General features: G+C 40.8%; 22 protein-coding genes. 11 read left to right on the top strand and 11 right to left on the bottom strand.

All coding sequences use genetic code 11. The features are described 5' to 3' along the window. Window positions 1–287: 287 nt before the first annotated feature. Together D1164_RS20285 and D1164_RS20280 are read right to left on the bottom strand one after the other, a co-directional pair. Complete coding sequence (locus D1164_RS20285) at window positions 288–803, bottom strand: OmpH family outer membrane protein (RefSeq protein WP_119351735.1); 516 nt, start codon at window positions 801–803, stop codon at window positions 288–290. A gap of 390 nt (window positions 804–1,193) precedes the next feature. Next, window positions 1,194–2,015: a hypothetical protein gene (locus D1164_RS20280; protein ID WP_119351734.1), complete on the bottom strand. Its 822-nt coding sequence runs from the start codon at window positions 2,013–2,015 to the stop codon at window positions 1,194–1,196. Between the two features lie 239 nt (window positions 2,016–2,254). Between D1164_RS20280 and D1164_RS24135 the strand changes: the two genes are divergently transcribed. Together D1164_RS24135 and D1164_RS20265 are read left to right on the top strand one after the other, a co-directional pair. Further along, the gene (locus D1164_RS24135) at window positions 2,255–2,374 is read left to right on the top strand and encodes a hypothetical protein (RefSeq protein ID WP_262707175.1); all 120 of its coding nucleotides are present in this window, start codon (window positions 2,255–2,257) and stop codon (window positions 2,372–2,374) included. A gap of 349 nt (window positions 2,375–2,723) precedes the next feature. Further along, window positions 2,724–4,700 (top strand): DUF2075 domain-containing protein, encoded by a 1,977-nt coding sequence (locus tag D1164_RS20265; protein ID WP_119351732.1) that lies wholly within the window; start codon window positions 2,724–2,726, stop codon window positions 4,698–4,700. A gap of 507 nt (window positions 4,701–5,207) precedes the next feature. Here D1164_RS20265 and D1164_RS20255 read toward each other — a convergent pair. The 3 genes from D1164_RS20255 to D1164_RS20240 form a co-directional block, all read right to left on the bottom strand. Further along, window positions 5,208–5,567 carry a hypothetical protein gene (locus D1164_RS20255; protein ID WP_119351730.1) on the bottom strand — a complete coding sequence of 120 codons (360 nt, stop codon included), beginning with the start codon at window positions 5,565–5,567 and terminating at the stop codon, window positions 5,208–5,210. A 1,171-nt stretch (window positions 5,568–6,738) separates the two neighbouring features. Further along, complete coding sequence (locus D1164_RS20245; RefSeq protein WP_172594554.1) at window positions 6,739–7,956, bottom strand: dipeptidase; 1,218 nt, start codon at window positions 7,954–7,956, stop codon at window positions 6,739–6,741. Window positions 7,957–8,051: 95 nt separating this feature from the next. Then, complete coding sequence (locus D1164_RS20240) at window positions 8,052–8,960, bottom strand: hypothetical protein (RefSeq protein ID WP_119351727.1); 909 nt, start codon at window positions 8,958–8,960, stop codon at window positions 8,052–8,054. A gap of 183 nt (window positions 8,961–9,143) precedes the next feature. Here D1164_RS20240 and D1164_RS20235 point away from each other — a divergent pair, with 183 nt between their 5' ends. From D1164_RS20235 to D1164_RS20220, 4 genes are all read left to right on the top strand, one after another. Next, window positions 9,144–10,226, top strand: a complete 1,083-nt coding sequence (locus D1164_RS20235; RefSeq protein ID WP_119351726.1) for a DUF3810 domain-containing protein — start codon at window positions 9,144–9,146, stop codon at window positions 10,224–10,226. Window positions 10,227–10,337: 111 nt separating this feature from the next. Then, window positions 10,338–11,162 carry an MBL fold metallo-hydrolase gene (locus tag D1164_RS20230; protein WP_119351725.1) on the top strand — a complete coding sequence of 275 codons (825 nt, stop codon included), beginning with the start codon at window positions 10,338–10,340 and terminating at the stop codon, window positions 11,160–11,162. Window positions 11,163–11,329: 167 nt separating this feature from the next. Next, window positions 11,330–11,545, top strand: coding sequence for a dodecin (locus D1164_RS20225; protein WP_119351724.1), 216 nt, complete (start codon window positions 11,330–11,332; stop codon window positions 11,543–11,545). A gap of 10 nt (window positions 11,546–11,555) precedes the next feature. After that, the gene (locus D1164_RS20220) at window positions 11,556–12,506 is read left to right on the top strand and encodes an aldo/keto reductase (RefSeq protein ID WP_119351723.1); all 951 of its coding nucleotides are present in this window, start codon (window positions 11,556–11,558) and stop codon (window positions 12,504–12,506) included. A gap of 67 nt (window positions 12,507–12,573) precedes the next feature. Here the strand turns inward: D1164_RS20220 and D1164_RS20215 are convergent, their stop codons facing one another. Then, entirely contained in the window at window positions 12,574–13,476 is a 903-nt protein-coding gene (locus D1164_RS20215; protein ID WP_119351722.1) for a hypothetical protein, read from the bottom strand. Between the two features lie 107 nt (window positions 13,477–13,583). Further along, complete coding sequence (locus tag D1164_RS20210) at window positions 13,584–15,953, bottom strand: TonB-dependent receptor (protein WP_119351771.1); 2,370 nt, start codon at window positions 15,951–15,953, stop codon at window positions 13,584–13,586. A gap of 657 nt (window positions 15,954–16,610) precedes the next feature. Between D1164_RS20210 and D1164_RS20200 the strand changes: the two genes are divergently transcribed. Next, window positions 16,611–17,006, top strand: a complete 396-nt coding sequence (locus D1164_RS20200) for a DUF3859 domain-containing protein (protein WP_119351720.1) — start codon at window positions 16,611–16,613, stop codon at window positions 17,004–17,006. Window position 17,007: 1 nt separating this feature from the next. Here D1164_RS20200 and D1164_RS20195 read toward each other — a convergent pair whose 3' ends face one another. The 3 genes from D1164_RS20195 to mtnA form a co-directional block, all read right to left on the bottom strand. Further along, window positions 17,008–17,301, bottom strand: coding sequence for a hypothetical protein (locus D1164_RS20195; RefSeq protein WP_147372244.1), 294 nt, complete (start codon window positions 17,299–17,301; stop codon window positions 17,008–17,010). A gap of 312 nt (window positions 17,302–17,613) precedes the next feature. Then, a complete protein-coding gene (mtnP, locus tag D1164_RS20190) occupies window positions 17,614–18,363 on the bottom strand; it encodes an S-methyl-5'-thioadenosine phosphorylase (RefSeq protein WP_172594553.1) in 750 nt (249 codons plus the stop codon). Beyond that, a complete protein-coding gene (gene mtnA / locus D1164_RS20185; RefSeq protein WP_119351718.1) occupies window positions 18,360–19,463 on the bottom strand; it encodes an S-methyl-5-thioribose-1-phosphate isomerase in 1,104 nt (367 codons plus the stop codon). The genes mtnP and mtnA overlap by 4 nt, the downstream gene beginning before the upstream one ends. Window positions 19,464–19,514: 51 nt before the next feature. Between mtnA and D1164_RS20180 the strand changes: the two genes are divergently transcribed. Further along, window positions 19,515–20,138 carry an HAD family hydrolase gene (locus tag D1164_RS20180; RefSeq protein WP_119351717.1) on the top strand — a complete coding sequence of 208 codons (624 nt, stop codon included), beginning with the start codon at window positions 19,515–19,517 and terminating at the stop codon, window positions 20,136–20,138. Window positions 20,139–20,155: 17 nt separating this feature from the next. Here the strand turns inward: D1164_RS20180 and D1164_RS20175 are convergent, their stop codons facing one another. Then, on the bottom strand, window positions 20,156–20,989 hold the full coding sequence (locus tag D1164_RS20175) for a peptidylprolyl isomerase (protein WP_119351716.1): 834 nt from the start codon (window positions 20,987–20,989) through the stop codon (window positions 20,156–20,158). Window positions 20,990–21,232: 243 nt separating this feature from the next. Between D1164_RS20175 and D1164_RS20170 the strand changes: the two genes are divergently transcribed. The 3 genes from D1164_RS20170 to D1164_RS20155 all read left to right on the top strand — a co-directional run bounded on the left by D1164_RS20170 (window position 21,233) and on the right by D1164_RS20155 (window position 25,507). Further along, window positions 21,233–21,781, top strand: a complete 549-nt coding sequence (locus tag D1164_RS20170; protein WP_119351769.1) for a GNAT family N-acetyltransferase — start codon at window positions 21,233–21,235, stop codon at window positions 21,779–21,781. 279 nt (window positions 21,782–22,060) lie between these two features. Beyond that, a complete protein-coding gene (locus D1164_RS20160; protein ID WP_147372243.1) occupies window positions 22,061–22,309 on the top strand; it encodes a phosphopantetheine-binding protein in 249 nt (82 codons plus the stop codon). Between the two features lie 378 nt (window positions 22,310–22,687). After that, window positions 22,688–25,507 (top strand): triple tyrosine motif-containing protein, encoded by a 2,820-nt coding sequence (locus tag D1164_RS20155; protein ID WP_172594552.1) that lies wholly within the window; start codon window positions 22,688–22,690, stop codon window positions 25,505–25,507. Window positions 25,508–25,555 lie beyond the last annotated feature (48 nt).

The following is a 25,555-nucleotide window of genomic DNA, read 5'->3' as shown; positions in this document are numbered from 1 at the left end:
TTTAGAATTTCTTAAGCGAACCCATGTAAACATGTTATTTAAAATTTAAATGCCTAAATAGAAACTATTTTACAAATATTTTAAAGGCTTCAGTACCAAAGTTAACGATATAAACTCCTCCTTTTTGAAAAGTAAAGGTAAAACCTTCTTTTACTGATCTTTTTTGAAGAAAAGCCTTTCCGTGTATATCATATATATACAAATAGTTATGATCTCCCCTTACAATCAGTTCTCTATTATTTATTACTATTAACCGACTAAAGTCGGTTAATAGTAAGACAGTTGCATTACTGTTTTTTTATTTCAGCCAAAACCAAAGGATTTAAATCCTGACTATGTTCGGCATGAAATACAACAGCCCCGTTGCCCAGGTCTAAAATGTACGTGAAATTATCCCGGCCCGCCACCTGTGAGATGGCCTCATTTATTTTTTGGTAAACCGGCTGCAAAAGTTCCACATTCCGCTTTTGTAACTGTTGTGTGGCATTTTGATGAAATTGCTGAATTTTACCGGCAGATTCCATCAGTTCCGCTTCTTTTGTTTTTCGTACAAATTCAGAATACGAACTACTTTCATTTTCAAACTTTTGCACATTCTTTTCGTGCTCTCCCAACATTTCGGAATACATGGCTTCCATCTCTTTCGCTTCTTTATTCAATACTGCCTGAATACTATCGGTTTCGGGCATTTGTTGTACCAGCTCAGGAATATTTACATGCCCTACTTTTAATGTTTCCTGCGAAAAGGCCGTACAAAAACTCAACAACAAAACAACAACCAGAAAATTCAATTTTGGGTTCATAACTTAGTCAATTTAGTACCTGAATAAAAATATCAATACTAAATTAGATACTCTCTGAAAAGCAACTATTTAAGAGATGTTAAAAACAAACGAAGAAAGCGTTAATTATCATAAAAGAGCCCGGGATTTCATCTAATTATTGTTTCAACCAATAAAATATGTTAACAATATTAGAAACTGTTTAAAAATCGTAAAAACATAATACTAAATAAAATGTGTTTTATCGCACAAATTATGAGATTGAAAATCAATTTTTTTAACCCCGACCCTAAAGGGAGTAAACTGATTTTCAGCACACCCTTCAGGGATTGGGGTAAAAGCTGAAAATCAAAACAATATAGTGCCGTGGAATAAAATTTAAACAGTTTCTTACTGTCAGCATCCGGGAACTTATTTTAGGAGAAGTCCCATTCGGACCCCAAATGAAAAAGCCAGTGGAAAATTTTCGCCCAGGGTAGCAAACCCATAAGGATAAGTTAAATCCAAATCTTCGAGACTGTTGTCTCCCAGACCAATTCCGCAATAGATATCTATCAGAAAACTGTCGTCGAAAACCCACTGCTTGCCGGGCACCATGAGCAATGCCCACTTGGTATTGTTATATCTTTTTTCTTCATCAAAAAAAGCTTGCTGACCGGTTACCGCATAACTGGCAAAATCGAATTCAAGCTTTACGTAAGCTCCTTTTAATATGTGGGAATAGCGCATCTCCCTCAGGTAAAAATCAGGGTTTTTGGCAAATTTGTAGCCTCCCCTGAAAAGAACCCCGGATGCATTTTCCTCCTCCAGTGCGACTCCAATTCCGATTATTCCGCCCGAAAACTCAACCGATCTTCCCGGCTTTAAGCATCGCTCATACGTTACAGTCAGGGTGTTGGCCGCAATGGACAAAAAATCAATTTTCAGCGCATTTTTTTTTTGAATCTGAAAAAGTTCCGCCGAGTTTTCCTCGATGGTTCCCCACTCCGTGTCAAATTTCTGTACCTGCCCGTTGGCAAAAACAATCCGGTCAACTTCATTTTTATCAATGGCATAAACCACATCTGTATTCATTTGTGGTTGAATATACTTCACCTCCGAGGTTCCTATTTCCTTCACTTTTCCCGTGAGTACCTTCCCGTTTTTTGTAAAAATTGAATCGGGTTTTTCTGTTTGTCCGAAGAGGGTTGTGGCTAACATAAAAAATGTTGCAATCAGCACCAGATTTTTCATTGCACAGGATTTTCGGTTTTCTGATACAATTTACGAAATAAGTTTTGAAGTATAACCCAAAAAGAAACGGACACCAAACATTTATTTTACTCCCTTACAACTACTTACCAGCTTCAGGTTTCCGGCAACCGGCTGTTGTCCTGCTTTAATTTCATTTCTAGCTGAAAACCGGAACTGTAAACTGCCCGTTAATCACTGCCCGCTTTTTCCTACCTTTACGCTGGTAACTTTACATTACGATGGCCGACGTGCATAACAAAGCAACCCGCTCGTTTAATATGAGCCGCATAAAGGGCAGGAACACCAAGCCGGAAATGCTGGTGCGGAGGTTTTTTAGAATGTTACTTATCGTCCGTTGATACACATTCTTCTATTGCTTTTCTTTGCTTCATGAAAAAGCACATATTTATTATTAAATACCTTTATCGTGATGCGGCCAATTATAAGTTATATAAGGAATCCATAATTAAAAACCCAAATAACTGGGATTTAAAAACGTTTAAAAAATGGTTCAAACTTCAATTAATTGATCAGTTGTGGTTCAATCCCCTAGATTTTGGGTTACCAAAACCTCAGTTTCCAAATTACAATCCTGAACTGGATCATGACTGGTGCGAATTTATTGGACTAAAAGAAAAAAAATGAAACTGTCATTATTTTATGTTCATTTTCTGTTAGCTTTATGGTTGACTTTTGAACAATAAATAAATGAAAAGAGCTTTTTACAATAACACAATCAAAAGTTTTAATGAATCATCTTATTCAGAAATACTTGGTACTCTTGTAGACAACAATGAATATTCTACCGAGCAAACTCAAAAAAATGCTTGGAAATATCAAATTATTTTTTTGCAACAAATTCTATCTGAATTAAATGGTTCCATTTATTTTGAATATGCTATTCCACGAATAGGAAAAAGGATTGATGTCCTACTAATTATTGAATCAATTATTTTCATTATTGAATTTAAGGTCGGAGAGAAGGAATACCATTCGCATGCCATTGACCAAGTTTGGGATTATGCTCTAGACTTAAAAAACTTCCACGAAACCAGCCACGATAAAATTATAATTCCAATTCTTATTGCGACGGATGCAAAATCTTCTGATATTTTATTATCTATTTTTCAAAATGATGATAATCTATTTAATCCAATTAGAAGCAATTCTCAAACGTTGCCTTCAATTCTTTCAACTGCTCTAAGATTTCTAGATGGGCATTCACAAATCAATACGAGTGAGTGGGAAAAAGGTCGCTATCAGCCAACACCTACCATTATTGAAGCTGCTATGGCTCTTTACAATCAACATTCCGTTGCAGATATTTCAAGAAGCGATGCAAGTGCAATTAATCTGAGTCAAACTTCTGATGAACTTTCAACAATCATTAAAAAATCTAGGGACAAATCAGAAAAAGCAATTTGTTTTGTTACAGGCGTTCCTGGTGCAGGAAAAACATTAGTAGGATTGAATATAGCAACGAAACATTTCGATAAGGAAAGTGAATTGTATAGTGTATTCCTCTCTGGTAATGGCCCTTTAGTGAAAATATTACAGGAAGCTTTAGCACGCGATAAAGTGAAGCGAGCTAAAGAAAGGGGTGAAAAGCTTACAAAAAAGGAAGCAAAGAGTCAGGTTCAAGCTTTTATACAAAATGTTCATCACTTTAGAGACGAGGGGATACGAGATAAAGGAGCTCCTATTGAACATGTTGTATTATTTGATGAAGCGCAACGTGCTTGGACATTTGAGCAAACAACAAATTTCATGAGACAAAAAAAAGGTATTCATGACTTTAATATGTCGGAGCCTGAATTTTTAGTTTCTTGCCTTGATCGTCATCCTGACTGGGCAGTTGTTGTTTGTTTGGTTGGCGGAGGACAAGAAATAAACACAGGAGAAGCTGGTATTAGCGAATGGCTCTTGGGACTTGAACGTAAATTTCCAGATTGGAAAATTTATATATCGAACCGCTTAACGGATAGTGAATATAATGCAGAAGAAATACTTCACAAAATTCGTTACAGAAATCATGTAATACACTCTGAATATTTACATTTAGCTGTTTCAATGCGTTCTTTTCGTGCTGAAAATGTTTCATTATTGGTTAAACAAATTCTGGATTTAAATATTGATGATGCGAAATCTACCTTACTTGAGTTAAAATCAAAATATCCAATTGTTGTTACAAGAGATTTTTCCAAAGCAAAGGAATGGTTGAAAAACAAAGCACGTGGCACTGAAAGATATGGAATTGTGGTTTCATCTCAGGCTCAAAGATTAAAACCTTATGCTATTGATGTAAAATCACCTATTGATCCTATTCATTGGTTTTTAGATGGAAAGGACGATATACGTTCTTCGTATTATTTAGAAGATGTTGCAACAGAATTTCATATTCAAGGCTTAGAACTTGACTGGGCTTGTGTTGCATGGGATGGCGATTTTCGTTTTAGCCCTGAAGGTTGGGTTTATAAATCTTTTAAAGGGAAGAAATGGCAAAACATTAATAAGACAGAAAGAAAATTATATCTAAAAAATGCCTATCGGGTATTACTTACAAGGGCCAGGCAAGGTATGGTTATTGTTATACCTACAGGTGACAAGAAAGATCCAACTAGATTACCCGAATTTTATAACGACACTTTTAATTACCTAAAGGCCATTGGTTTTGAGGCTTTATGAATCTTATTTCTCCGCATATCCTTACCTACATGATCCTACCACTCTTTTCTTACTCTGCAAAAACAAAATTATTTGCCTGAAATGGCAAGGTACAAATTTGTGCCAGCATAGTGATTGAAAAGCATCACGTCCCCCAAAACCTCCTGTATCCCTTTATTCACAAGCCTTTTGCCAATTTTATATATTGGGGAGCAGCATTATCCTCCGAGTACTTATTCATTTCCCTTAGGTACTTAAAGCCATCCCCCGTGTACGCAGGAATTTCCCTTCGACACACAGGAAAATCCCCAAAGTACCCAAAGAAAGTCACAAGGGGAAAAGGCTTTTCCCTTTGTGACCCGGGGCAAGGCACAAGGGACGAAAGGAAATCCCCTGTGTTCCGGCCCATATCCCCCCGGGGAAATAGCCAGGTCCCCCTGTATTTGCGTAGGGTAACAGGTTGACCGGGAGAAAGTATAACCAACAAAAAACCGGATACTGATTTTCAGTATCCGGTTTTTTGTACGCTTACTCAGAAGCTTCCCGCGGAGATCGTGGTCTTCGTTCGGTGTTCCGTAGTTTTTTGATTTCGAGCACAAGATTGTCTTTTTTGCCCAGCAACCCGGTAATCAGGTCGACTGTGGCCGATGCATTGGTGTAGGCCACATCCAGCGTTTGCTGCGCAGTCCGGGTAGCATCTTTGGCTGCCGCCGCCGCTTCGCGTTGCCGCGCTTCGGCCGCATCAGCGTCAGTCATTTCCTGCTTCAGGGCTGCAATCTTTTCCTGAGGGTTAAATCCCTTGTCGGTGAGCAACTGCTCATTTTGTTCCATAATCACAACCAGTTGCGATACAAAATCGCGTTTTTTAGATTCTGTCATTTTTCCCATCTTTGGAAAGTTTTAATGGTTATACATATAATTATTAAATCAATGGCTGCCTGTAAGCTTTCCACGGCGCAGGCGGCCTGTTTTCTTTTATACTTTTTCAACTGCTGCGGATATTCCGCTTTCTCCGGTTTCAGTATTTGCGACAGGATTATATAAGCTGAGGGCCTTCATTGTTTTTGGTTTTAATACATTTTGATAATCGGTTGTGTTTTGAGAAAATTTTACGTTGCTTAACGGAACCTAAAATAGAAAAACCTGATTAATTTTCAAAGCTTTACAGGAATAAGTTTTTATTTTTTTGATACGAAAGAAAATACCGGATGCCATGAGATTCTTCTGGCTCACCCGAAAAATCCGGTGGAGTAATCTGTTTTCAGATACATTTTCCATCCATATTTTTATGCCTTATCAGGCCGATTTTACTCTTTGCCTTGACGCAAATAGTAAACAGAAAAGTCAAGGCTGCGTTCGCTTCACTCGGAAAAACTACGTGTTGCCGGCTAAAATTACTGAAACTCGTCGTACCTCCTCAAACAACAGTAATTTTTTAACGCCGTCTTCACTTGTTTTCCGGCTCACCGACCGAGGCCATCACTCCGATGTGTTAGCCATAAATGTTTATATGTGAACCGGCCTATTCTATCAATTCCTGACTTTGATTTATAAGTGAGCTATACCTGATGCGGGCTGTGTCAAAATTCCGTCAGTCGAGCCAGTTCGCTATATTGAAAAAACGCAAAGGTTAATTTTGACATGATTCTTTTTTCTTCGTTTTTCTCATCCTAAGGAGAAAAATGAAGTGGGGATTGGGGCAAAGCCCCAAACAAGTGGATAACCAGTCTGTTGTTATGAATAGGGTTTTGCAGGTAAAGTTTCTTACATTGAACTCACATTGTTTCGTGAGATCTGATCACACCTTCAAAGTTAGTTTTGGGAGAATTTTAAGGTAGAAAAAAAGTTAAATGAATATTGAAGGTTAAGCGTGATTACTTTTTTACTCCACCGGATTTTCAACGTGACCCATTCTTCTCTGGTTCCCCGCCGGTGAGGGCCTGTAGCCATGTCCTGCTTTTCAAAAACAAAATTATTTATGCGGACGGATACCCTACAAATTTGCTCCGGGATGGAGGGCCCGTTAGCACAGGGACTACCTTCTCTTCCGGTTTCCTTGTCAGTGTGCTGCCAGCTCTTCTGCCTTTTGAAACGCCCGGAGAAAATTGCCGCCCCACACTTTTACAATTTCTTCTTCGGTATAGCCGCGTTGCAGCATTTCGCGTGTAATGTTGGGGAACTGGCTCACATCCTGACAATCGGCCAGCCCGCCACCCCCGTCGAAGTCGCTCCCGATGCCCACAAAATCGATACCCACCAGTTTTTTTACATGGTCAATGTGGTCAACCAAATCTTTTACGGTGGGAAGTTTTTTCTGGTATTTCCGGTCGGTTTCCCACCAAAGTTCCCGGAAAGCCTGCTTTTCCTCTTCGTTCATCGATTCAAACCGGGTATCATATATTTCCAGCAGCTCCTTCATTTTTTGAAAATGCACGGTGGTGGAATCCGGATCTTTCACATAATCGTCGAGCAAACAAATTTGGATCACTCCGCCGTTTTCCGCCAACGCCCGTATCATATCATCTGACAAGTTCCGCGGATGACGGGCAATGGCACGCACACTGGAGTGGGAGGCAATAACAGGCGCTTTACTCAGCTTCACCACATCGAAAAACGATTTATCGGAAATATGCGACACATCGATGAGCATTCCCCGTTGATTCATCTCTTTTACAACCTTCTTCCCGAAAGGGCTCAATCCGTTATGTTCAGGTCCTTTACGGTCGGTAGAAGAATCGCAGATATCATTGTTTTGCGAATGGCAAAGCGTAATGTACCTTACCCCGCGATCGTAAAACGCTTTCACCCGCGAAAGGTCCGTACCCAAAGGAAATCCATTTTCCAGTCCGATGTACACAGCCCTTTTTCCTGTGGCTTCAATACGTGCCGCATCGGCAGAGGATGTGGCTACTTCAGCCAGTTCGCCATATTTTTGGCAAACCTCGTATGTGGCGTCAATCATTTGGTGCGCCTTTTTCCAGGCCGCCTCCGTATTCTCCGGCGTGCGCTCCCGCTGACCGGTAAATGCCGCAAAAAATATGGCATCGAGTCCCCCTTCCTTCATCCGCACAAAATCGACCCGGCTTTTGGGAGGTTCATTCCGTTTGCCTATATCAAATTCCTGGTTCAGCAACGCCATTGGCGTGTCGCAATGTGTGTCTACGGTCCATGCTTTTTGATGAATTTCCATCACCTGCTTTTCAGGTTCCTCCGCCTTTAAAGCAAATGCTGTTGAAAACAGGTAAACCAGCACTACCGAATGCCATAATTGAGCCATACGTTTTATTTGTAACATGAATGAAGTACAAGTATAAAAAAATTGTGGCAGAAGATACGAATCGTCATGCTAAAAACTGAACCGAACCCATTGGTTCAGTTTACGTTGAAACGGTAGGCAACCCCGAAAATAAAGGTGGTGTATTTATAATCTTTCCAACCGGTCCTGTATTCCAGTTTCCAGTCGAAACGTTCTCCTTCTTTCAATAATTTCGCCCTGTAAACAATAGGTGCGGCAAAACTTTTCACCCCCAGAAAATCGTAGGCACCATATCCCCAATATCCCCCCATTTCATTCATTAACGAAATGGTTTTATGCCTGATTTTTACCCCGGCTTCAAAAAGCGGTCCCTCATCCTGTGCCATTTCCACTTTATTGGTTTGCCAGATATAAAACCCACCCATTCCGGCAACTCGTACTTCACTCAGAAAGTGGTTTTCAGGGAAAAAGCTTTTTCCAAAAGCCGCATAAAAATAGTGTACAGGTGCGTCTGTATAACGGGCATGCAGGATGGAGCCGGTGGTTGTTTTCAGCGAATAGTTCAAAACTACATCGGGCCACTTATTCCTGTCTTTTATAATTTGTATGAATGTGCTAATCCAAATATCACCCCCGCCGGTCATCCAACCCGTATCGTCGTAGTAAATTTGCCGGTCATCGCGCACTTCATTGTTTGTCCGGAATGTTTCCGTAGGAAATCCCCAGATTTTCACAGCCACCTTTTCAGGCACCACGGCCCAGTCAAATGCCAGGAAAGAAGAGATTGAAGTGTCTCCTTTCATTACATTAAAATGGGTACCGGCTTCAAATCCCGACCGGTTTGGTACCTGTGCGTAATCCATTTCAGGCACCGGCAATGCATTTGGCCCCATCTTACCGGGCGCTACCTGTATCCATTTACTCACATGGTTGCTTCCAAAATTTATCCAGTCACTGGTTTTGCGGGTTTGTCCGTAAATTGAAAAACTCAAAAATAAAAAAATCAGAATTGCTGAAATTCGCATACATGGTTGCTTTAGGCTTCAAAAATAAGAATGTTACTCCAAATACCGGCATCCAGTAAGCATTTGCATCATTGTTTCCTTCCGCCAAATAAGGCCTGCCAGAGTGTAAGGCTATGAATATTCAAAAATTAGCTGTTTTTTTGTACCACATGAATCCTGACATTCCGGATTTGAAAAAGGGTAATGAAAACAAAACATTTCAACATAAAAAGATGGTTGTTTTTGCCGGTTACAGCACTCCTGTTTTTCGGATTGACACAAATTTGGGCTCATAACCCGGAGTTTGTGGAACGTTACTATTCCCAAATGTTGTACCCCGTTGTGGCGTCTTGTCTCTCTTTTCTCAGCAAATGGCTTCCCTTCTCCCTGGATGATGTGTTCTACATATTCCTGATCCTCTCTTTTATTTTTGGCACAATCCTCCTCATTCTCCGGAAAATTTCCTTCTCCCAATCGGCAAAAATCCTGTTAAATGTACTTGCCACAGTGTATATTTCATTCTATCTTTTCTGGGGTTTCAATTACTTTCGCACTGATTTAAACAACCGCCTGACAATGAAAGAACAACAGGCCGAAACAGAGGCTTTTGTTTCTGTTTTTACTGAACTTGTTGAAAAAACAAATGCAAGCTGGTGCTCCTTCCATAACATGGATGAACAGGAAATGGCCCGCTTTATTGAACAGTCGTACGAAAAACTGGCGCCGGCGCTGCAGCTGAACACTCTTTCAGGAAAGCAAAACGCCAAAAAAATTACATTCAGCCACTTTTTTGCGCAGGCAGGTATTTCGGGTTATTTCGGACCATTTTTTAATGAAGTGCATGTAAACCGGTTCAATCTGCCGGTAGAATACCCGTTTGTGCTGGCACATGAAAAAGCACACCAATACGGCATAACCGGCGAGGCAGAGGCCAACTTTTATTCCTGGCTGGTTTGCAGCCAAAGTCCGTCGGAACATCTGCAATACTCAGCCAACCTGGCCATTCTCCGGTATTTTATTTACCACGGGAGAAGGTTAGAACAGTTTCCTGAAATTGTCGGGCAACTGGATGAAAGGGTGAAAGACGATTTTCGAAAAATACAGAAACACTGGTCAGAACTCCGAAATGAAAAGATAGATCGTGCGGCTTCCAAAGTGAACGATGTATACCTGAAAACAAACAACGTGGAAAAGGGAGTTCAGGACTACACCGGCGTAGTTAAACATGTAATGGATTTTTCACTTGACACCGCTTTTCAACAAAAACTGGTATCTGTTTCTGATTGAAAATTCTATTTTTGCCCCCTGGTTATAACAGGATAACAGATAGGCTCTACACAGAATTTTATTGATTTACAAAAGGTTTGAACTATCTGGTATCTTTCAAAATTTTTAAATATGAAGCTCATTCCCGTTTCAGCCGGAAGTTTCCATTGCGATGGCGGCGCGCTTTTCGGAGCCATTCCCAAGGTATTATGGAGCAAGGTGTACCCCGCCGACGAGAACAACTTTACAAAGCTGGCTTTACGCTGCCTGTTAATAGAAAATGGCGCGCAAAAAATTTTGATTGAAACGGGAATTGGAAACCACTATCCGGAAAAACACCTGAAAAACAACGGCGTAATTCCGGGGAACCACCTTGAAGATTCACTGGCAAAAAACGGGTATTCCCCCTCCGATATAACCGACGTTTTTCTCACGCACCTGCATTGGGATCATGCCACCGGGGGCGTAAAAAATGAAAACGGCAAACTGAAACCGGCTTTCCCCAAGGCCAATTACTGGTGCAGTAAAACCCAGTGGGAGCATTCAAAAATATCCAACCAGCGGGAAAAAGCCGCTTACCATACTGAAGTGCTGGATTTTCTTTTTCACTCCGGAAAACTCAGGCTGGTGGAAAAAGAAGGAGAGCTTTTTCCGGATATCGGAGTACGATTTTACGATGGGCACACGCCGGGGCAAATGATCCCGTTTATCCGTTTTGAAGGCAAAACCATTGTTTACACATCCGACCTCATTCCTACCCTGGCCCACATCCCTTTACTCTGGATGGCTTCGTACGACCTCTACCCGGTAAAAACCATGGAAGAAAAAGAGACCTTTTTAAACCAGGCTGCCGAAAACAATTACATCCTGTTTTTCGAACACGATTTTTATACCGAACAGGCCACCGTTGTTAAAACAGAAAAAGGATTTCAGGGAAAAAGGACAACACTGTCGTAAGCCTTAACCGCACCTGCACACAGAAATTATCTTTCACGCCATTCTACAGGTTTTCTTTCTGAAACAGCCTGTACCGGGTAAATATTTTTGTTATGAAGGACAAACAAAACCACAGGAGTATCGTACAAGAAGGCGATATTTTTTTTAAACCTTAAAAACAAAAAGTTATGCCAGACAGTGTTTATAAAATTATTGAAATTGTGGGCAGCAGTCCCGAATCATGGGAAAAAGCAGCCCAGAATGCCATTACCCGCGTTTCTGAAACGCTGCGGGATTTGCGCATTGCTGAAGTTACCCAAATGGACATGCACCTGCACGAAGGGAAAATACAGTATTACCGGGTCAAGCTCAAAGTTTCTTTTAAATATCAGGGACACGAATAACTAAAAAAGCATGAAACGAAGGAAATTTATCAGAAACAGTGCATTGGGAACGCTGGCGTTAACCATTCCGGCTATCCGAAATTTTGGAAGCAACTTCCCGGCGGACTACCGTATTCCACGGCGTGTACTTGGTCAAACAGGCGAGAAGCTTTCCATCATTGGCTTTGGCGGGATTATGCTGAATGACAATCCTCAGGAGTTTGCCAATGAACTGGTTAGCAAAGCTTACGAACTGGGGGTTAACTATTACGATGTGGCACCTACTTACGGCAATGCAGAGGAGCGATTGGGGCCGGCGCTAAAACCTTACCGCAACCATTGTTTCCTGGCCTGCAAAACCAACCAGCGCGATGCCGACGGGGCACAGAAAGATCTGGAAAATTCGCTGCGGCACCTGCAAACCGATCATTTTGAACTGTATCAGTTGCATGCGTTGAGTTCAGTCGAAGATGTAAAACAGGTTTTTGCACCGGGCGGAGCCATGGAAGTGTTTGAAAAGGCAAAAAAAGACGGGAAAATCAAACACCTTGGTTTCTCGGCACACTCGGTAGATGCCGCGATGCTGGCCATGGAGAACTACGATTTCGATTCCATTTTGTTCCCCATCAACTTTGCCTGCTGGAATGCCGGAAACTTTGGACCACAGGTATATGCCGAAGCAGAAAAACGGGGCATGGGCATCCTGGCACTGAAATCAATGGCGCTGACCCGCCTGAAGCCCGATGAACAAAAAATTTATAAAAATGTATGGTACCGGCCTGTGCTCGACGAGGAAATAATGAAAATGGCGTTGAAATATACCTTGTCGAGAAATGTCACCGCGGCCATTCCTCCGGGAAAAAATACCCTGTTTTTAAAAGCACTGGAGTTTATGAATGATTTTGGTGCGATTACAACCCGGGAAACGAACCAGTTAAAAGAGCTGGCCCAGGTGACCGAACCTATCTTTATGCATGCTTAGACCAAAGAAGGGACAACGGGCTTTTCAGACTTGTGTTTTTTCCGCAGACTAAAAACAGGACATGATACTACCTCAATTCAAAAGTGGTAGTGGCAATGTTGTACCCGTCGGCAAAAAGGTCGACGGTGTATTCACCTGTCATCAGTTCCGGTTCGTTGGAATTATCCCAGAAAATAGCTACCGGGAGATCGTGGCCTTCATAAACCACCTCACGCATGGCAGAGTATTGTACTTTTAAATCTTCAAACCGGAAAAGATTGTCGGCCGATTTGCTCATTAAAAGCTGATCCGGACGCATTATACGTACATAAATATCTTTCGACCCCCGCTTTGCTGAAACATTCTCGCTTAAAATAAAATAGACGCGTATTCGCTCCGCACGGTCAGCAAAACGTGTTTCTTTGTCGCGCCGGTTCAGGGCCTCCACAACAAAATCGCGTACCTGAAGTACAGATGCACGTTCCAGGTTTCTCTCCAACCTTTTTTTCTCCACGCTTAACTGCTCTTTCTCGGTGGCAATCTGCTTATACTGTTCTTTTACTTCCAGATTCTCGGCCAGCAGTTCCTGGTTGCGGCGGTTCAACGAATCGATTTGCACCACAAAATCGCGCATAATACCGCGAAGGGTGGTCACCTGCTTCTGGTATGAATTTATTTTCTCCAGACTCACTTTTTTAGTCTGTTCAATCTCCAGCAGCAAATCTTTTACTTTGGTTTGTGCCACCAATATCTGTTCGTTAATAGTGTCGTTTTCGGTTTGCAATGAATCATACCGAACTACCAGGCCTCCCAACTCCGATTGAATGGAATCTTTCTCTGCGTTCAGTTCACTCACTATCAAACGGTGTTCCCTGTTCTGCATAAAATATAAAACAGCCAAAGCGACAAGAATAACCGAAAGGGCAATTACAATAATGTTGTTTCTCTTATCCCGGGCTTTTAACTTATTCTGGACATCCAATTCATTCATTTCCGAAGTTTTAACCTATATTAGTGAACGGCGTAAAATTACAAATCTTTTGTCCCGTTGCAAATAAAAAGAGGTTGCCTTTGAGTTGACAACCTCTTTTTAAACAATTACAGGTTCCCTATCTTTAATCCCAGATAAATTGTCCGGGGTGAAAGCGGCCCGTATATATATGCGGGGTCGCGGTCAATCCCGGTATCGAAATCATTCTGGAAACTGTCAAACAGATTTTTTACGCCCCCGTTAACCTGCAATTTCACATTCTCTGTTATCCTGATATCATAACTCAGCTTCACGCCGATGTCGAAAAATGAATCAGACTTGTTCAACTGCCCTTCTGCCGGCTTATCCAAACGCGATCCGAAATAAGGGACTAACATGGGGCCGGTATAATTGCAGGTAAAGGCTACATTAAAAAGCATGTAAGGATTATAATTCATACTTAAATAACCGTAAGTGTCAGGTGTTCTGAAAAAGCGGGTTTCGCCAAATTCCTGCGGCTCTTCAAATGTGCTTTTCTGAAAGGTAAAACCCGATTGAAACTGCAGCCGGTCAGAAGGCGAAGCATTCAGTTCCAGGTTAACTCCGTGAACTTTTGCCCCGCTTTCGGCATTCACACGGGTGTAAATTACCACACCGTCTTCATCGGGCGTACCATACTCATTGGCAAACGGATTAATTAACTGCGTATAAAAACCTTCTACCAAAAGCTGGTACTGCCATGGGCCGGAACTATTCGAAAAATCCAGAGAAGCCGTAAAACTGTTGGAAGACTCCTGCCTCAGTGATTCATCATTTTTATGCAGCACCTTCCGGGAGCCCGACGTTTCAATGTGAAGGTCTTCATCAAAAATCTGAGGAGCCCTGAATCCCCGGGCAAACCCCGCCCTGAACTTAAAAAAACCGGTTACATCATACAGCAAATTTACCCGCGGACTTAATACATCTCCTTTTATATCACTGGTTGAATTTGCCTTATCTTCAATCGTGTAATGATCCAACCGCAACCCTGTGCTTATAACCAGCTTATCTATCTTCCATTCCGACTGAATAAAACCGGCCTGCGTGGCCATTTTTTGATCTGCCACCAATGTATTACCATAATGTTTATCTTCATCAGGGTCGTAATATCCCAGCTTTTCATCGGTTAGCGAACTTCCGTTCGATTCCAGCCCCGAGGTAATGGTGGCAGGCGAAAAAAGGAAGTTATCCAGATGGCGGATATACTGAATACCGGCCGAATAGGTCAGATCACCGGTTTCACCATAAGCCGACAAATCCTGTTCTGCCCCGTAATACGAATCGCGGCTAACATCCTGCATGGAAATAAATGCTGAAAATTTATCGTAGTCGCGCAACAGCAAGTCGAAGTTAACGGCAGCCGAGTTAATCCGATGCATCACGCTCTCTGTAATATCCGCCTCATGTTTGGGCAAATCGAATTTATTTCCTCCCCTTCTCGACTCGTTAATATGAAAGTAATCCAGGGTAATTTTCCCCCGGCCGGAAATCCTTTGAAACAAACGCGAACCAACGGTAACATTCTCAATGGAAGACATTTCCGAAAAACCATCGCCGTTGGCATCCAGGGGATCGCGCTTCCGGTGAAACCCAAAAAGGCTCAACCCGGTTTTATAATCATCGCTCACCAACGAGCCATTTAAATCGATGTTATAATCATTCGAAGCTTCATAATCCTGCCCCATACCACTGAATGCCTGCGAAATGGCAGCTGAAAACCGGTTGGCTATCGGATCTTTTGTAATCAGGTTAATGGTTCCGGCAATGGCATTGCTTCCGTACATAGAAGAGCCGCCACCGCGAATTACCTCCACGCGTTCAATCATATTGGCCGGAATCAGTTCGAGGCCATAAACTCCGGCCAACCCACTAAACACTGGCCGTGAATTGATAAGAACCTGGGAATAGGGACCTTCCAGCCCGTTCATACGAACCTGTGAAAAGCCACAATTCTGACAGTTATTCTCCATCCGTAACCCCGGAGAAAAGTTCAATCCTTCGCTCAGCGTTACGCTCTGCGTCCGTTGAAACAGCTTCGGATTAATACTGTTTACGATTGTGGGGGTATGTGTCCGGCTTTTCTCATTCCGGTCGGCAGAAACAACAACCTGTTCAATACCAATATTGTCCGTCTCAAGTTGGGCATAAAGCGTAACACTTTCATTTGCCCGGAGCTCCACTTCCTTTTTCAGGGTTTTGTAACCAATGGCGGAAATAACTACTGTTTGCTTTCCCACAGGCAAGTTTGTCATTTTAAAATGCCCCGTGCCATCGGCAGCCGATGCAATGGTGGTTCCTTCCACTACAATGGTTGCAAATGCAACATGTTCTTTGCCTGAAACCACATGCCCGAAAAGCATGGCATCGGTCTTTGGTTTTTTCTCCGGTTCGTCGGCATAAACAAAAAATGGACTATAAAAAAATAATGATGTTAAATAAACTACGGTTAATAATCTCATGTTAATTTTTTCTGTAATGAGCGGTATCAAACCACCCTTTTTGGTTTTTTTGGAATCAATGTCAGGGGCAAAAGTAGATGATAATCCCCTCTGCTGAAATCCCCATTTTTGGGGATATTTTATGTTGCCATTCAACTTCTCTTCTTAAAAACATAAAAAAAGAAAACTTCCCTTTTCAGGCTTCAAATATTATGCAAGTTGGTTAAAAGAATGGCTAAATACTGAGGGTGGGCCGCGGTTAACAGGTTGTCTCCCAAAGCTGAAGTCAGAGTTCAGCTCGTCAAAAAGAATAAAACTGACCGGGAGGGAGGGCCTGTCTGAAATAACTTGTAATTCAGGAGTATATATAAAATAATCAAAATTTAACTGATGGAAGAAGCAAATTTCTGTTTTGCAGTGATCGTGCTCATTAATGGGGTGTCCGTTTTCCGTATCAACAGGGTGCGAATGTGTAACTACAATCCCGTTGGGATAGAAATGCGTATGTTTGTTTTGGAATGAACTCTGAACGATATAAAAATATACCGGCAGGATAAAAACAAACAAAAGTTTACTATTTCCCCTGATAAAAACCACCTGTAAAAATTTCGTCGCAAAATTACTACATTCTCACTCAAAAAAAATATTTTTAAACATACTTTGAAAATATTTATACTGATGGTAAAGCGCAAACGTAAATATGAATTTAAAATGATAAGCTACGGGGAATACTCAAAATGGGACCGCGAAAGCAAGGATATTCCCCGAATACAGGATTTTACAACCAAAATTGAAGCAGAAATCGGAACTGAATTTGGATACGTTTTACATATTAAAAAGGCGAAAGCAGAAACCATCACTTTTAAAATTGAACATCCGCCATTTAAAAATGAAAAAGGAGAGGTTGCGCCTCCGTTTGAAGGCGAGCAATTTATAAGCACCAACGATTACCGCTTTTATCTGGGCGATTGCGTATGGGGCCCCCTTGAAGACAAACTGGGTAAATGGGAACTAACTACTTACCACAAAGGGAAAGTAGTAGCCAGTAAAATATTTGAGCTGGTAAAAAAATAAATCAGGCTACCTTTTTTACTTCTGCAGAAAGTTTTTCGAATGCCTCATCAGCTGCAGAAAGCACATCGGAGATCAAATCATTAAAGTACCTTTTTACCAATTTGGGATCATCCTTTCCATCGGGATGGTTAACCCTGATACGAAACTCCCGGTGTTTTTCAATCACTCCTTCAGCAATCTTCATAACAGCTACGGCATCTACTTTCGTATTGTATTCCACGATGTAAAAACAATCGTTCAGTACCAGCGACATCAACAGGTCAATTTCCTTTTTCAAACTTCTAACACTTGCCATAATTTTCCCGAATTAGGTTTTTTTATTTTCACCACGCAATGTAGCAAATTTTCCCCACAGAAAAGCCGGATGAAATCATATATCATGATATAACAGGGCCTGCAAAAAGAACAAACAAAAGCGGCATCTTTAAAAAAGATGCCGCCGGGAATTAAAAAGCCAACGAAGCTTGATGGCTGAATTTATATAGTACTAACTGAACGGTTCCAACTTTAACTTCTCTATAACCTTGAGACAACAGGATTTATGTAGCAAATGATATGCCAAACACTCTTCAGCAAAAATGTCTTACAGCATTTATTGAAATAAAAACTATTTAAAAGAGGAAATCGTCTTTCTCAGCAGTTTAATCACACTTTCCACATTTCCGTTAAAAACCCGCAGAACCTCTTCCCATGTAACCGGCTCCTCGTCGGTTTTCCAGCAGTCGTAGTCCGTGCTGAGCGCTACTGCTGCATACGGAATCCGGAGTTCATTCGCCAGAATACATTCGGGTGCTACCGACATATTGACCACATCGGCGCCCCACAACCGGAACATATTCGACTCAGCACGTGTGGAAAAACGTGGTCCTTCGATAGAGATTACGGTGCCTCTGGGGTGAAAAGAAAGATTAAGGCTACCGGCAGCTTCAATAAGATTCTGCCGCAATTCTTTATCAAACGGATCGGCCATAGGGGTGTGCTGAAGGTCATTATTCTCGAACTTTTCATAAAAAGTGACCTCACGATGGCGTGTAAAATCAATAAACTGATCGAGGATGACCATATCTCCCCTTTTGATCTCTTCACGCAGACTGCCACAGGCTGTAGTTGCCAAAATATGAGTACACCCCAACTCCCGGATAGCCCAAATGTTGGCGCGGTTGTTTACCTGTGAAGGCGGAATACCGTGATCCCTTCCGTGACGCGAAAGAATAACTACTTCCACACTTTCAATTTGCCCGGTTTTAAACACTGAGGAAGTTTTTCCGTAAGGTGTATCCACTTCTGTTTCCCGGGGATTTTTCAGGATCTCGGGATCTTCCAGTCCCGTTCCACCTATAATTGCAATTTTTATCATTTCTTTTTTTCAGGAAAAAGGTTCAAAATATCTTGTTTATTCGCTTTGCAGATCCCACGTTCGGTAATCAAACCGGTTACCAGTCGCGCAGGGGTCACATCGAACCCGTAATTGGCAGCCCGGCTGTTCTCCGGAATCAACCTGACTGATTGATGGGTTGCTCCGCTCCAGCCTTCAATATCAGTTACTTCAGCCGCCTCCCGTTCCTCAATGGGAATTTCGGCCACGCCATCTTCCATATTCCAATCAAACGAAGTAGAAGGAAGCGCTACGTAAAAAGGCACACCATTATCCTTTGCAGCAAGTGCCTTGAGGTAGGTTCCTATTTTATTGGCTACATCGCCCGTAACCGTGGTTCGGTCGCTACCAACAATAACCACATCGACCATTCCATGCTGCATCAGGTGCCCGCCCGTATTGTCAGCAATCACAGTATGCGGAACGCCCTCCTCTCCCAGCTCAAAAGCCGTCAGCCTGGCTCCCTGGTTGCGAGGCCGGGTTTCATCCACCCACACGTGTAGCGGAATACCTTTCTGATGCGCTTTGTAAATGGGAGCCGTTGCTGTTCCCCAATCGATACAGGCCAGCCAGCCGGCGTTACAGTGAGTTAAAATATTTACCGGCTCTCTCTTTTCCTGGTAAATTTTCTCTATGATTTCCAGCCCGAATTCTCCAATTTTTTCACTAAAACCGATTTCAAGTTCTTTCAATGCATTTGCCCTATCCAGTGTTTTTAGCATTATGGCTTCATCGTTCAAATTTTGAAGCATAAACTCCAACATTTCATCGATGGCAAATGCCAGATTTACTGCAGTGGGCCGGGCAGACTTCAGGTAGTCTGCTGTTTCGGCAAGAAAAACTTCCGGATTTTTCCCTTCCAGATGAAATAAAGCGAGGTACATTCCAAAGGCCGCCGTTACACCAATAAGTGGTGCTCCGCGAACCGCCATATCACGGATAGCACCAAAACAATCTGCCGGGCTTTCCAAATCCCGAATGATAAACTCAAAAGGCAGTTTTCGCTGATCAATTATCTGAACAATCGAAGACCTGTCACCCTTTACCCAAATAGTATGATAATGTTTGCTTTGAATTTGCATCTACCCGTTAACAGAAATTTTAATCTTATATTCGTGGCTTAAAATAACAAAATGAAACCCGATCTTACAAATATAAAAAACATCGTTTTCGACCTGGGCAATGTATTACTGAACCTTGACTTCAATGCATCCATCCATGCTTTCAGGCAACTGGGACTAAGTTCTGAAGTAATAAATCGGCAACAGGCTTATGCCGACCCAATTTTTTACGATCTGGAAGTGGGACGGGCGTCGCCGGCACAGTTTAGAACGCGGGTACGACAAATTCTGAAAAATCCCGGGGCTACCGACCAGCAGATTGACGATGCCTGGTATGCCATGGTACTGGACATTCCGGCTAAAAGAGTAGAAATGGTAAAAGATCTGAGAAAGAAGTTCAACGTTTTTCTTTTCAGCAACACCAATCAAATTCATATCAGCCGGTTACACAAGGAATTCAGGGAAACGCACGGGATTGATTTTCCCTCGATCTTTGAAAAAGATTTTTATTCTCATGAAATACACGAACGTAAACCCGATTTAAGTTCGTTCCAAAAAGTGATTCAACTATCCGGAGTCAGACCCGAAGAAACACTTTTCGTGGATGATTTGGAGGATAATATTGCCGGTGCACAAAAAACAGGAATGAAAACGTACTGGCTGAAAAACGGAACAGAAATTTCATCGTTATTTTAAAACTGAAATCTGTTCCCCTACTTCCATTCCATTTCCATCTTCACATCCTTGAGGGGACGATCGTTCGCATCCGTTCCAACAGCAGCAATTTTCTCCACTACCTCCATTCCTTCCACTATCTCACCAAAAACAGTATAATCTCCATCCAGCGAAGGATACCCTCCGATGGTGGTATAAATTTCCCTTTGCTCATCCGTAAATTTGAAGCCCAGATTTTGGGCCGAAAAAAGGCTGTCTACCTGCTCCCTTACTTCTGCCACTTTCAGGTTAAAACCAGTATGATCGTTATTCGCCCTGAATTGCTGAAGTTCGTCTTCCAGGCCTTTCAAATGTTCCTTTAACATGTCATTTTTAATCCGTTGATTTTTTGACACCTCCAGGGCATCAAGAGTTTCTTCTGAAAAAATTTCACCATGGACAATATAAAACTGTGAGGCACTCGACCGTTTCTCCGGATTCGCTGCTCCGCCAAGACGAGCAGCAGCAAGCGCTCCCTTTTTATGAAAATACTCCGGGACAAATTCCGCCGGTAATGTGTAATCGAGCGATCCACCTCCAAGCCTTTGACCCGGTTGCGCCTCTTTGGAATCAGGGTCGCCGCCCTGGATCATAAAGTTTTCAATCACGCGGTGAAAAAGCAAACCATTGTAAAACCCTTCATTCACCAACTTCTCAAAATTCTTCCTGTGTTCTGCCGTCTTTTCATAAAGCTTCACTTTTATATTCCCATAAGACGTTTTAATCAACACCAGACCTTCTACTTCTTCTCCTTTTTGATTTTGACCGGAATTCCTGCATGAAATACTTACAGCCAATATGAAAATAAACACAAATATTCCCTGTTTTTTCATCACACTATATTTTAAAGTTACAAAAGGCTCTCATTTTCTCGCATCAATTACTTTAATGCATGTAAAACTCGCGAATTTATTCCGACGTAACCCGCCTTTATAACGAACCGTCTGTATGGAAAAATTTCGTTATGCTCATTTCATGTTTTTCATTTTTTTGTCAAAGATAACAAGTTGGCAAAAAGCTGTAGTGGCATTGTAACATTTCGGAATTATTTTTGTCTGATAAAAAAACCGCAAAAAATGGAACACATTCAGGTAAACACAAAAATACGTCTGGAAGCAATTAAACTTTCGATGGCAAAAATTATTTTTGAAGCCATTGATGGCGACAGAGAGTATCTGGGAGAATGGCTCCCCTTTGTAAGTACCACGCAACAAATTTCAGACACCGAAGCGTTTATAAAAAGTGTTATCTCCCAAACAGAAAAAAAGAGCGACGAAATATACACGATTTGGTACAACGAAAAATTTGCAGGCCTGATAGGTTTTAAAGACACAGACTGGATAAACCGCAAAACCGAAATTGGCTACTGGTTGATTCAAAACATGCAGGGAAAAGGAATTATCACATTGTGCACAAAACAACTCATAAAACTTGCTTTCAAAAACATGAAAATGAACCGGATACAAATAAAGGTGGCAAAAGGAAATACAAAAAGCGCAGCCATCCCATCCCGTCTTGGGTTTCAGCATGAAGGAACTGAGCGGGAAGGAGAATTTTATCAAAACCGGTATTTTGATCTTGAGGTTTTTAGCTTCCTAAAGTCAGACACAAGCACTCTCATGTAAATGCTTTACACCACTGACATAGAATTAATTATGTGTAAACATTGTGTTAATATGCTCTAATGAAATTTTTTTATAAAATAAAATTCATATATTTGACCTTTGAATTCATTTGTTCGGTTTTTTTAATGGATACTGCAGTAAAAATAATTTTTGACAAAATAACCATGAATAAAAACCATTCATATAGGATTATAACTACAAATTTCATGGGAGTTCTTTGTTTGACTGAGCAAGCCAGGCAGGCATGTTTTACCATTGAAAACAGACAACTATAAACACATGAAAAAAATTATGGAAGAAAAGAAAATAAGAAGAAACCTTTACCGTGTATTAAGAAAAACGGGGGTACAAAAGAATGACATTCAGCCGGAAGCATCATTCAGAAAAGATTTGAATTTTGACTCGGTCGATTGGAAAATATTTACTTTTTACCTGGAAGGAATTTTCAATATTTCTATACGTGACGAAGAGTTACTGAATTTAGCAAGTGTAAACGACACTGTAAAATTTTTAAAACATACAGCTTAGTTTTTTTGGGTGATTATTAATTGTTTAATGAGAAGGGGGCAATTCACGTTGCTCTCTTTTTTTTGAAAATCCTTCAAACACAAACCCCCTTTATCTGTAAAAATCGGCAGGCTAACTATCTGTTAAGCCTATTGCTCTAATGCACCCTTTTATCTATTTTCGATATAGATAATTCTCTTTTGCTGAAGTTAGCTTTTTTAATCTGAAAATCTACCAATGAATTAAATCGCTGGAAATGAGATCGAAAACTCTTCTCGAATCAAGTTTCTCCACTATTTTTTCTTTCAACCGGCAAAATATTCTAATTTAATGCCTGATAACTATATCATGATGAGAAAGGCATTTTTAATAATCTTGATTTTTTTATCTTCTTTCTGCTTGGCTCAGGTAAAGAATATTGGTAGTCCAAATATTCGTAATTATTCCAAATCAGAGTATAATGGCAGTACGCAGAATTGGGATATTGCACAAGACCAAAACGGTATTATGTATTTTGCCAATAACGATGGGCTTTTATCATTCGATGGTTCTCAATGGAACTTAACGAGAGTTTCTTTTTCATCTCCCCTTAGATCGGTACTGATTGATAAAAATAATAACCTTTTTGTTGGCCTGATTAATGATTTCGGAATAATTATCCGTGAAAACTCGAAACCTCCTGTTTTTGTAAGTCTGAAACATCTACTTCCGGATGAATACCAAAATTTTGACGATATATGGAATATCCATGAAATAAATGATGGGATGGTGTTTCAATGTTTTAAGTATCTTTTCATTTATAAGGAAGGGACCATTAAAGTTTTGGAGCCGCAAGTTGATTTTCATTTTTCATTTCAAATTAAAGAAAGGCTTTTTATACATGAACCAGAGAGTGGTATTTTTGAGCTGGTTGACGGTAAAATAGTAAAGCTTCCATTTTGGGACGATTATTTGGAACAGGATATTAGTGCAATTCTGGAAACAGGGAATGGCCAGGTTCTTATATGTACCTCGGCTAATGGAATTTACAAAATGGAAGATGAAAAAATGGAACCATGGGATACTCCGGTTAACAACTTTATAAAGAAAAACCGCCTGTATAGCGCGACCTCTCTTCCGGGCAACTATTTTGCATTTGGCACTATTTTAAACGGACTTGTTATTGCAGATGGCAATGGAAATATAATTCAAAGTATAAACAGCAGAAACGGGTTACAAAACAATACGATATTAAGTTTATTTGTAGACAGAACACAAAACCTTTGGTTGGGCCTTGATAATGGAATTGATTATGTTGAGATAAATTCACCACTCCGTTTTTTTAACTCTGAAAACCTGGGAACGGGATATTGCTGTACCATTTTTGAAGGAAACCTTTACCTTGGAACAAACCAGGGATTGTATGTTCGGCCTTTTGATGAGTTCGACAATGATCATCCATTTGAACTGGTAAAAAATACAGCAGGGCAAGTGTGGTCACTTGAGGTATTTGACGGAGAATTAATTTGCGGGCATAACCAGGGAGTCTTTAAAGTAAAGGGAAATACAGCTACTAAAACCCGTCAGACAGAGGGTACATGGAGATTTATACAGCTAAATACCAAGCCGGAATTTTTGTTGGGAGGATGTTATAATGGACTGATCCTTTTCAAAGAAGGAGACAATGGGTGGAATTTTTATAAAAAACTGGAAGGTTTTCGGGAATCAAGCCGTTACATTCAACAAGATAAAGAAGGAGATATTTGGATAGGGCATGGAGGAAAAGGTATTTTTCGCGTGAAGTTAAACGACACAAATGATAGTATCCTCCAGTTTATTCATTATACAAAAGAATATGGCTTGCCTTCAAATACAGGGAACATCTTGCTGGGATACAAAAAAAACATGTATGCTTCAACCGATTCAGGAATCTTTAGATTTGATAAAACGACCAACCGTTTTGTATTATCAGAAGAAATGAACCGGATATTTAATACAAGTGCAAAAATCAAGACATTGACAGAAGATGAAGAAGGAGATATATGGTATATTGCTGATAATGAATCTGGAATTATAAGAAAAAACGAGGATCAGACATTTACCAAAATAACAGCGCCCTTTAAAAAGCTTGATAACAGGTATGTAAATGAATTTGAGTTTATCTATCCGTATAACACCAATAATGCCTTTGTAGGTATCGACGACGGTTTTGCCCACTATTCTGCAAAGGTAAATAAGCCTTATAACGAAACGTTTAGTTCAATAATTACAAAAGTAGAAATTCAGCACATGGATTCTGTGGTTTATCTTTATGAACCTGAAACAGAGGAACATTTTAAATTCCCGTTTCGAAAGAATTCATTACGTTTTCATTTTGCAGCACCTTTTTTTGAAAATGAAATTCCAATGCAGTTCAGTTATTTTCTGGAGGGCTTTTCGGAAGATTGGTCGCCCTGGTCGACACATTCCTATAAAGATTTTACGACCCTGCACGAGGGGAATTATCAGTTTAAATTAAAAGCCAAAAACTCCTACGGGATTGAGAGTGATATTTCTTCTTTCGCCTTCGAAATTTTGCCGCCATGGCATCGTTCGGGGATTGCGTACCTCGTTTATATACTGATGTTCGGATTGCTTGTTTTCCTGATAACAAAGCTTATTTTGAAAAGGCTTGAGAGGGCCAAGGAGCAGGAAAAAATAAGGCATCAACAGGAAATTCGCAAACAGGAAGAACAACACCAGCGCGAAGCCCTTGTTGCTGAAAAGGAAATTATTAAGCTCAGAAACGATAAGTTGCGTGCCGAAATGATTCATCGCGACAAGGAATTGGCAAACCAAACCATGGGCATTGTTCAAAAAAATAAATTTATGATTAAAGTAAACGAAGACCTGAATGCCATACAAGACTTCGTTATTAACGAAACGGCTAAAAACCGGATCCTTAGCCTTAAAAAGCGTATAAAAAAGGAAGTTGACATTAAACAACAAAGCCAAATTTTTGAAACTTATTTCGATGAGGTTCATGAGGAGTTTTTTAAAAAGCTAAAAGAAAGATATCCTAACCTTTCGCCAAACGATTTGAGGATTTGTGCCTTTATCCGCATGAATCTGACGACAAAGGAAATAGCCACTATTTTAAACATATCCTATCGCGGAGCCGAAATCAGTCGTTACCGTTTACGAAAAAAACTGGAGCTCGACAGAAGCGCAAATCTTTCCACCTTCCTTTCGAATATTTAAAAAGTAACAACTACGGAGCAATTTCCAATGTTATTTTGTTTTTCCGGC

The organism is Mariniphaga sediminis (assembly GCF_003573545.1).
Classification (GTDB): Bacteria; Bacteroidota; Bacteroidia; order Bacteroidales; family Prolixibacteraceae; genus Mariniphaga; species Mariniphaga sediminis.
The sequence above is the reverse complement of the archived record's forward strand: the minus strand, read 5'-3'. Positions and strand labels throughout refer to the sequence as shown.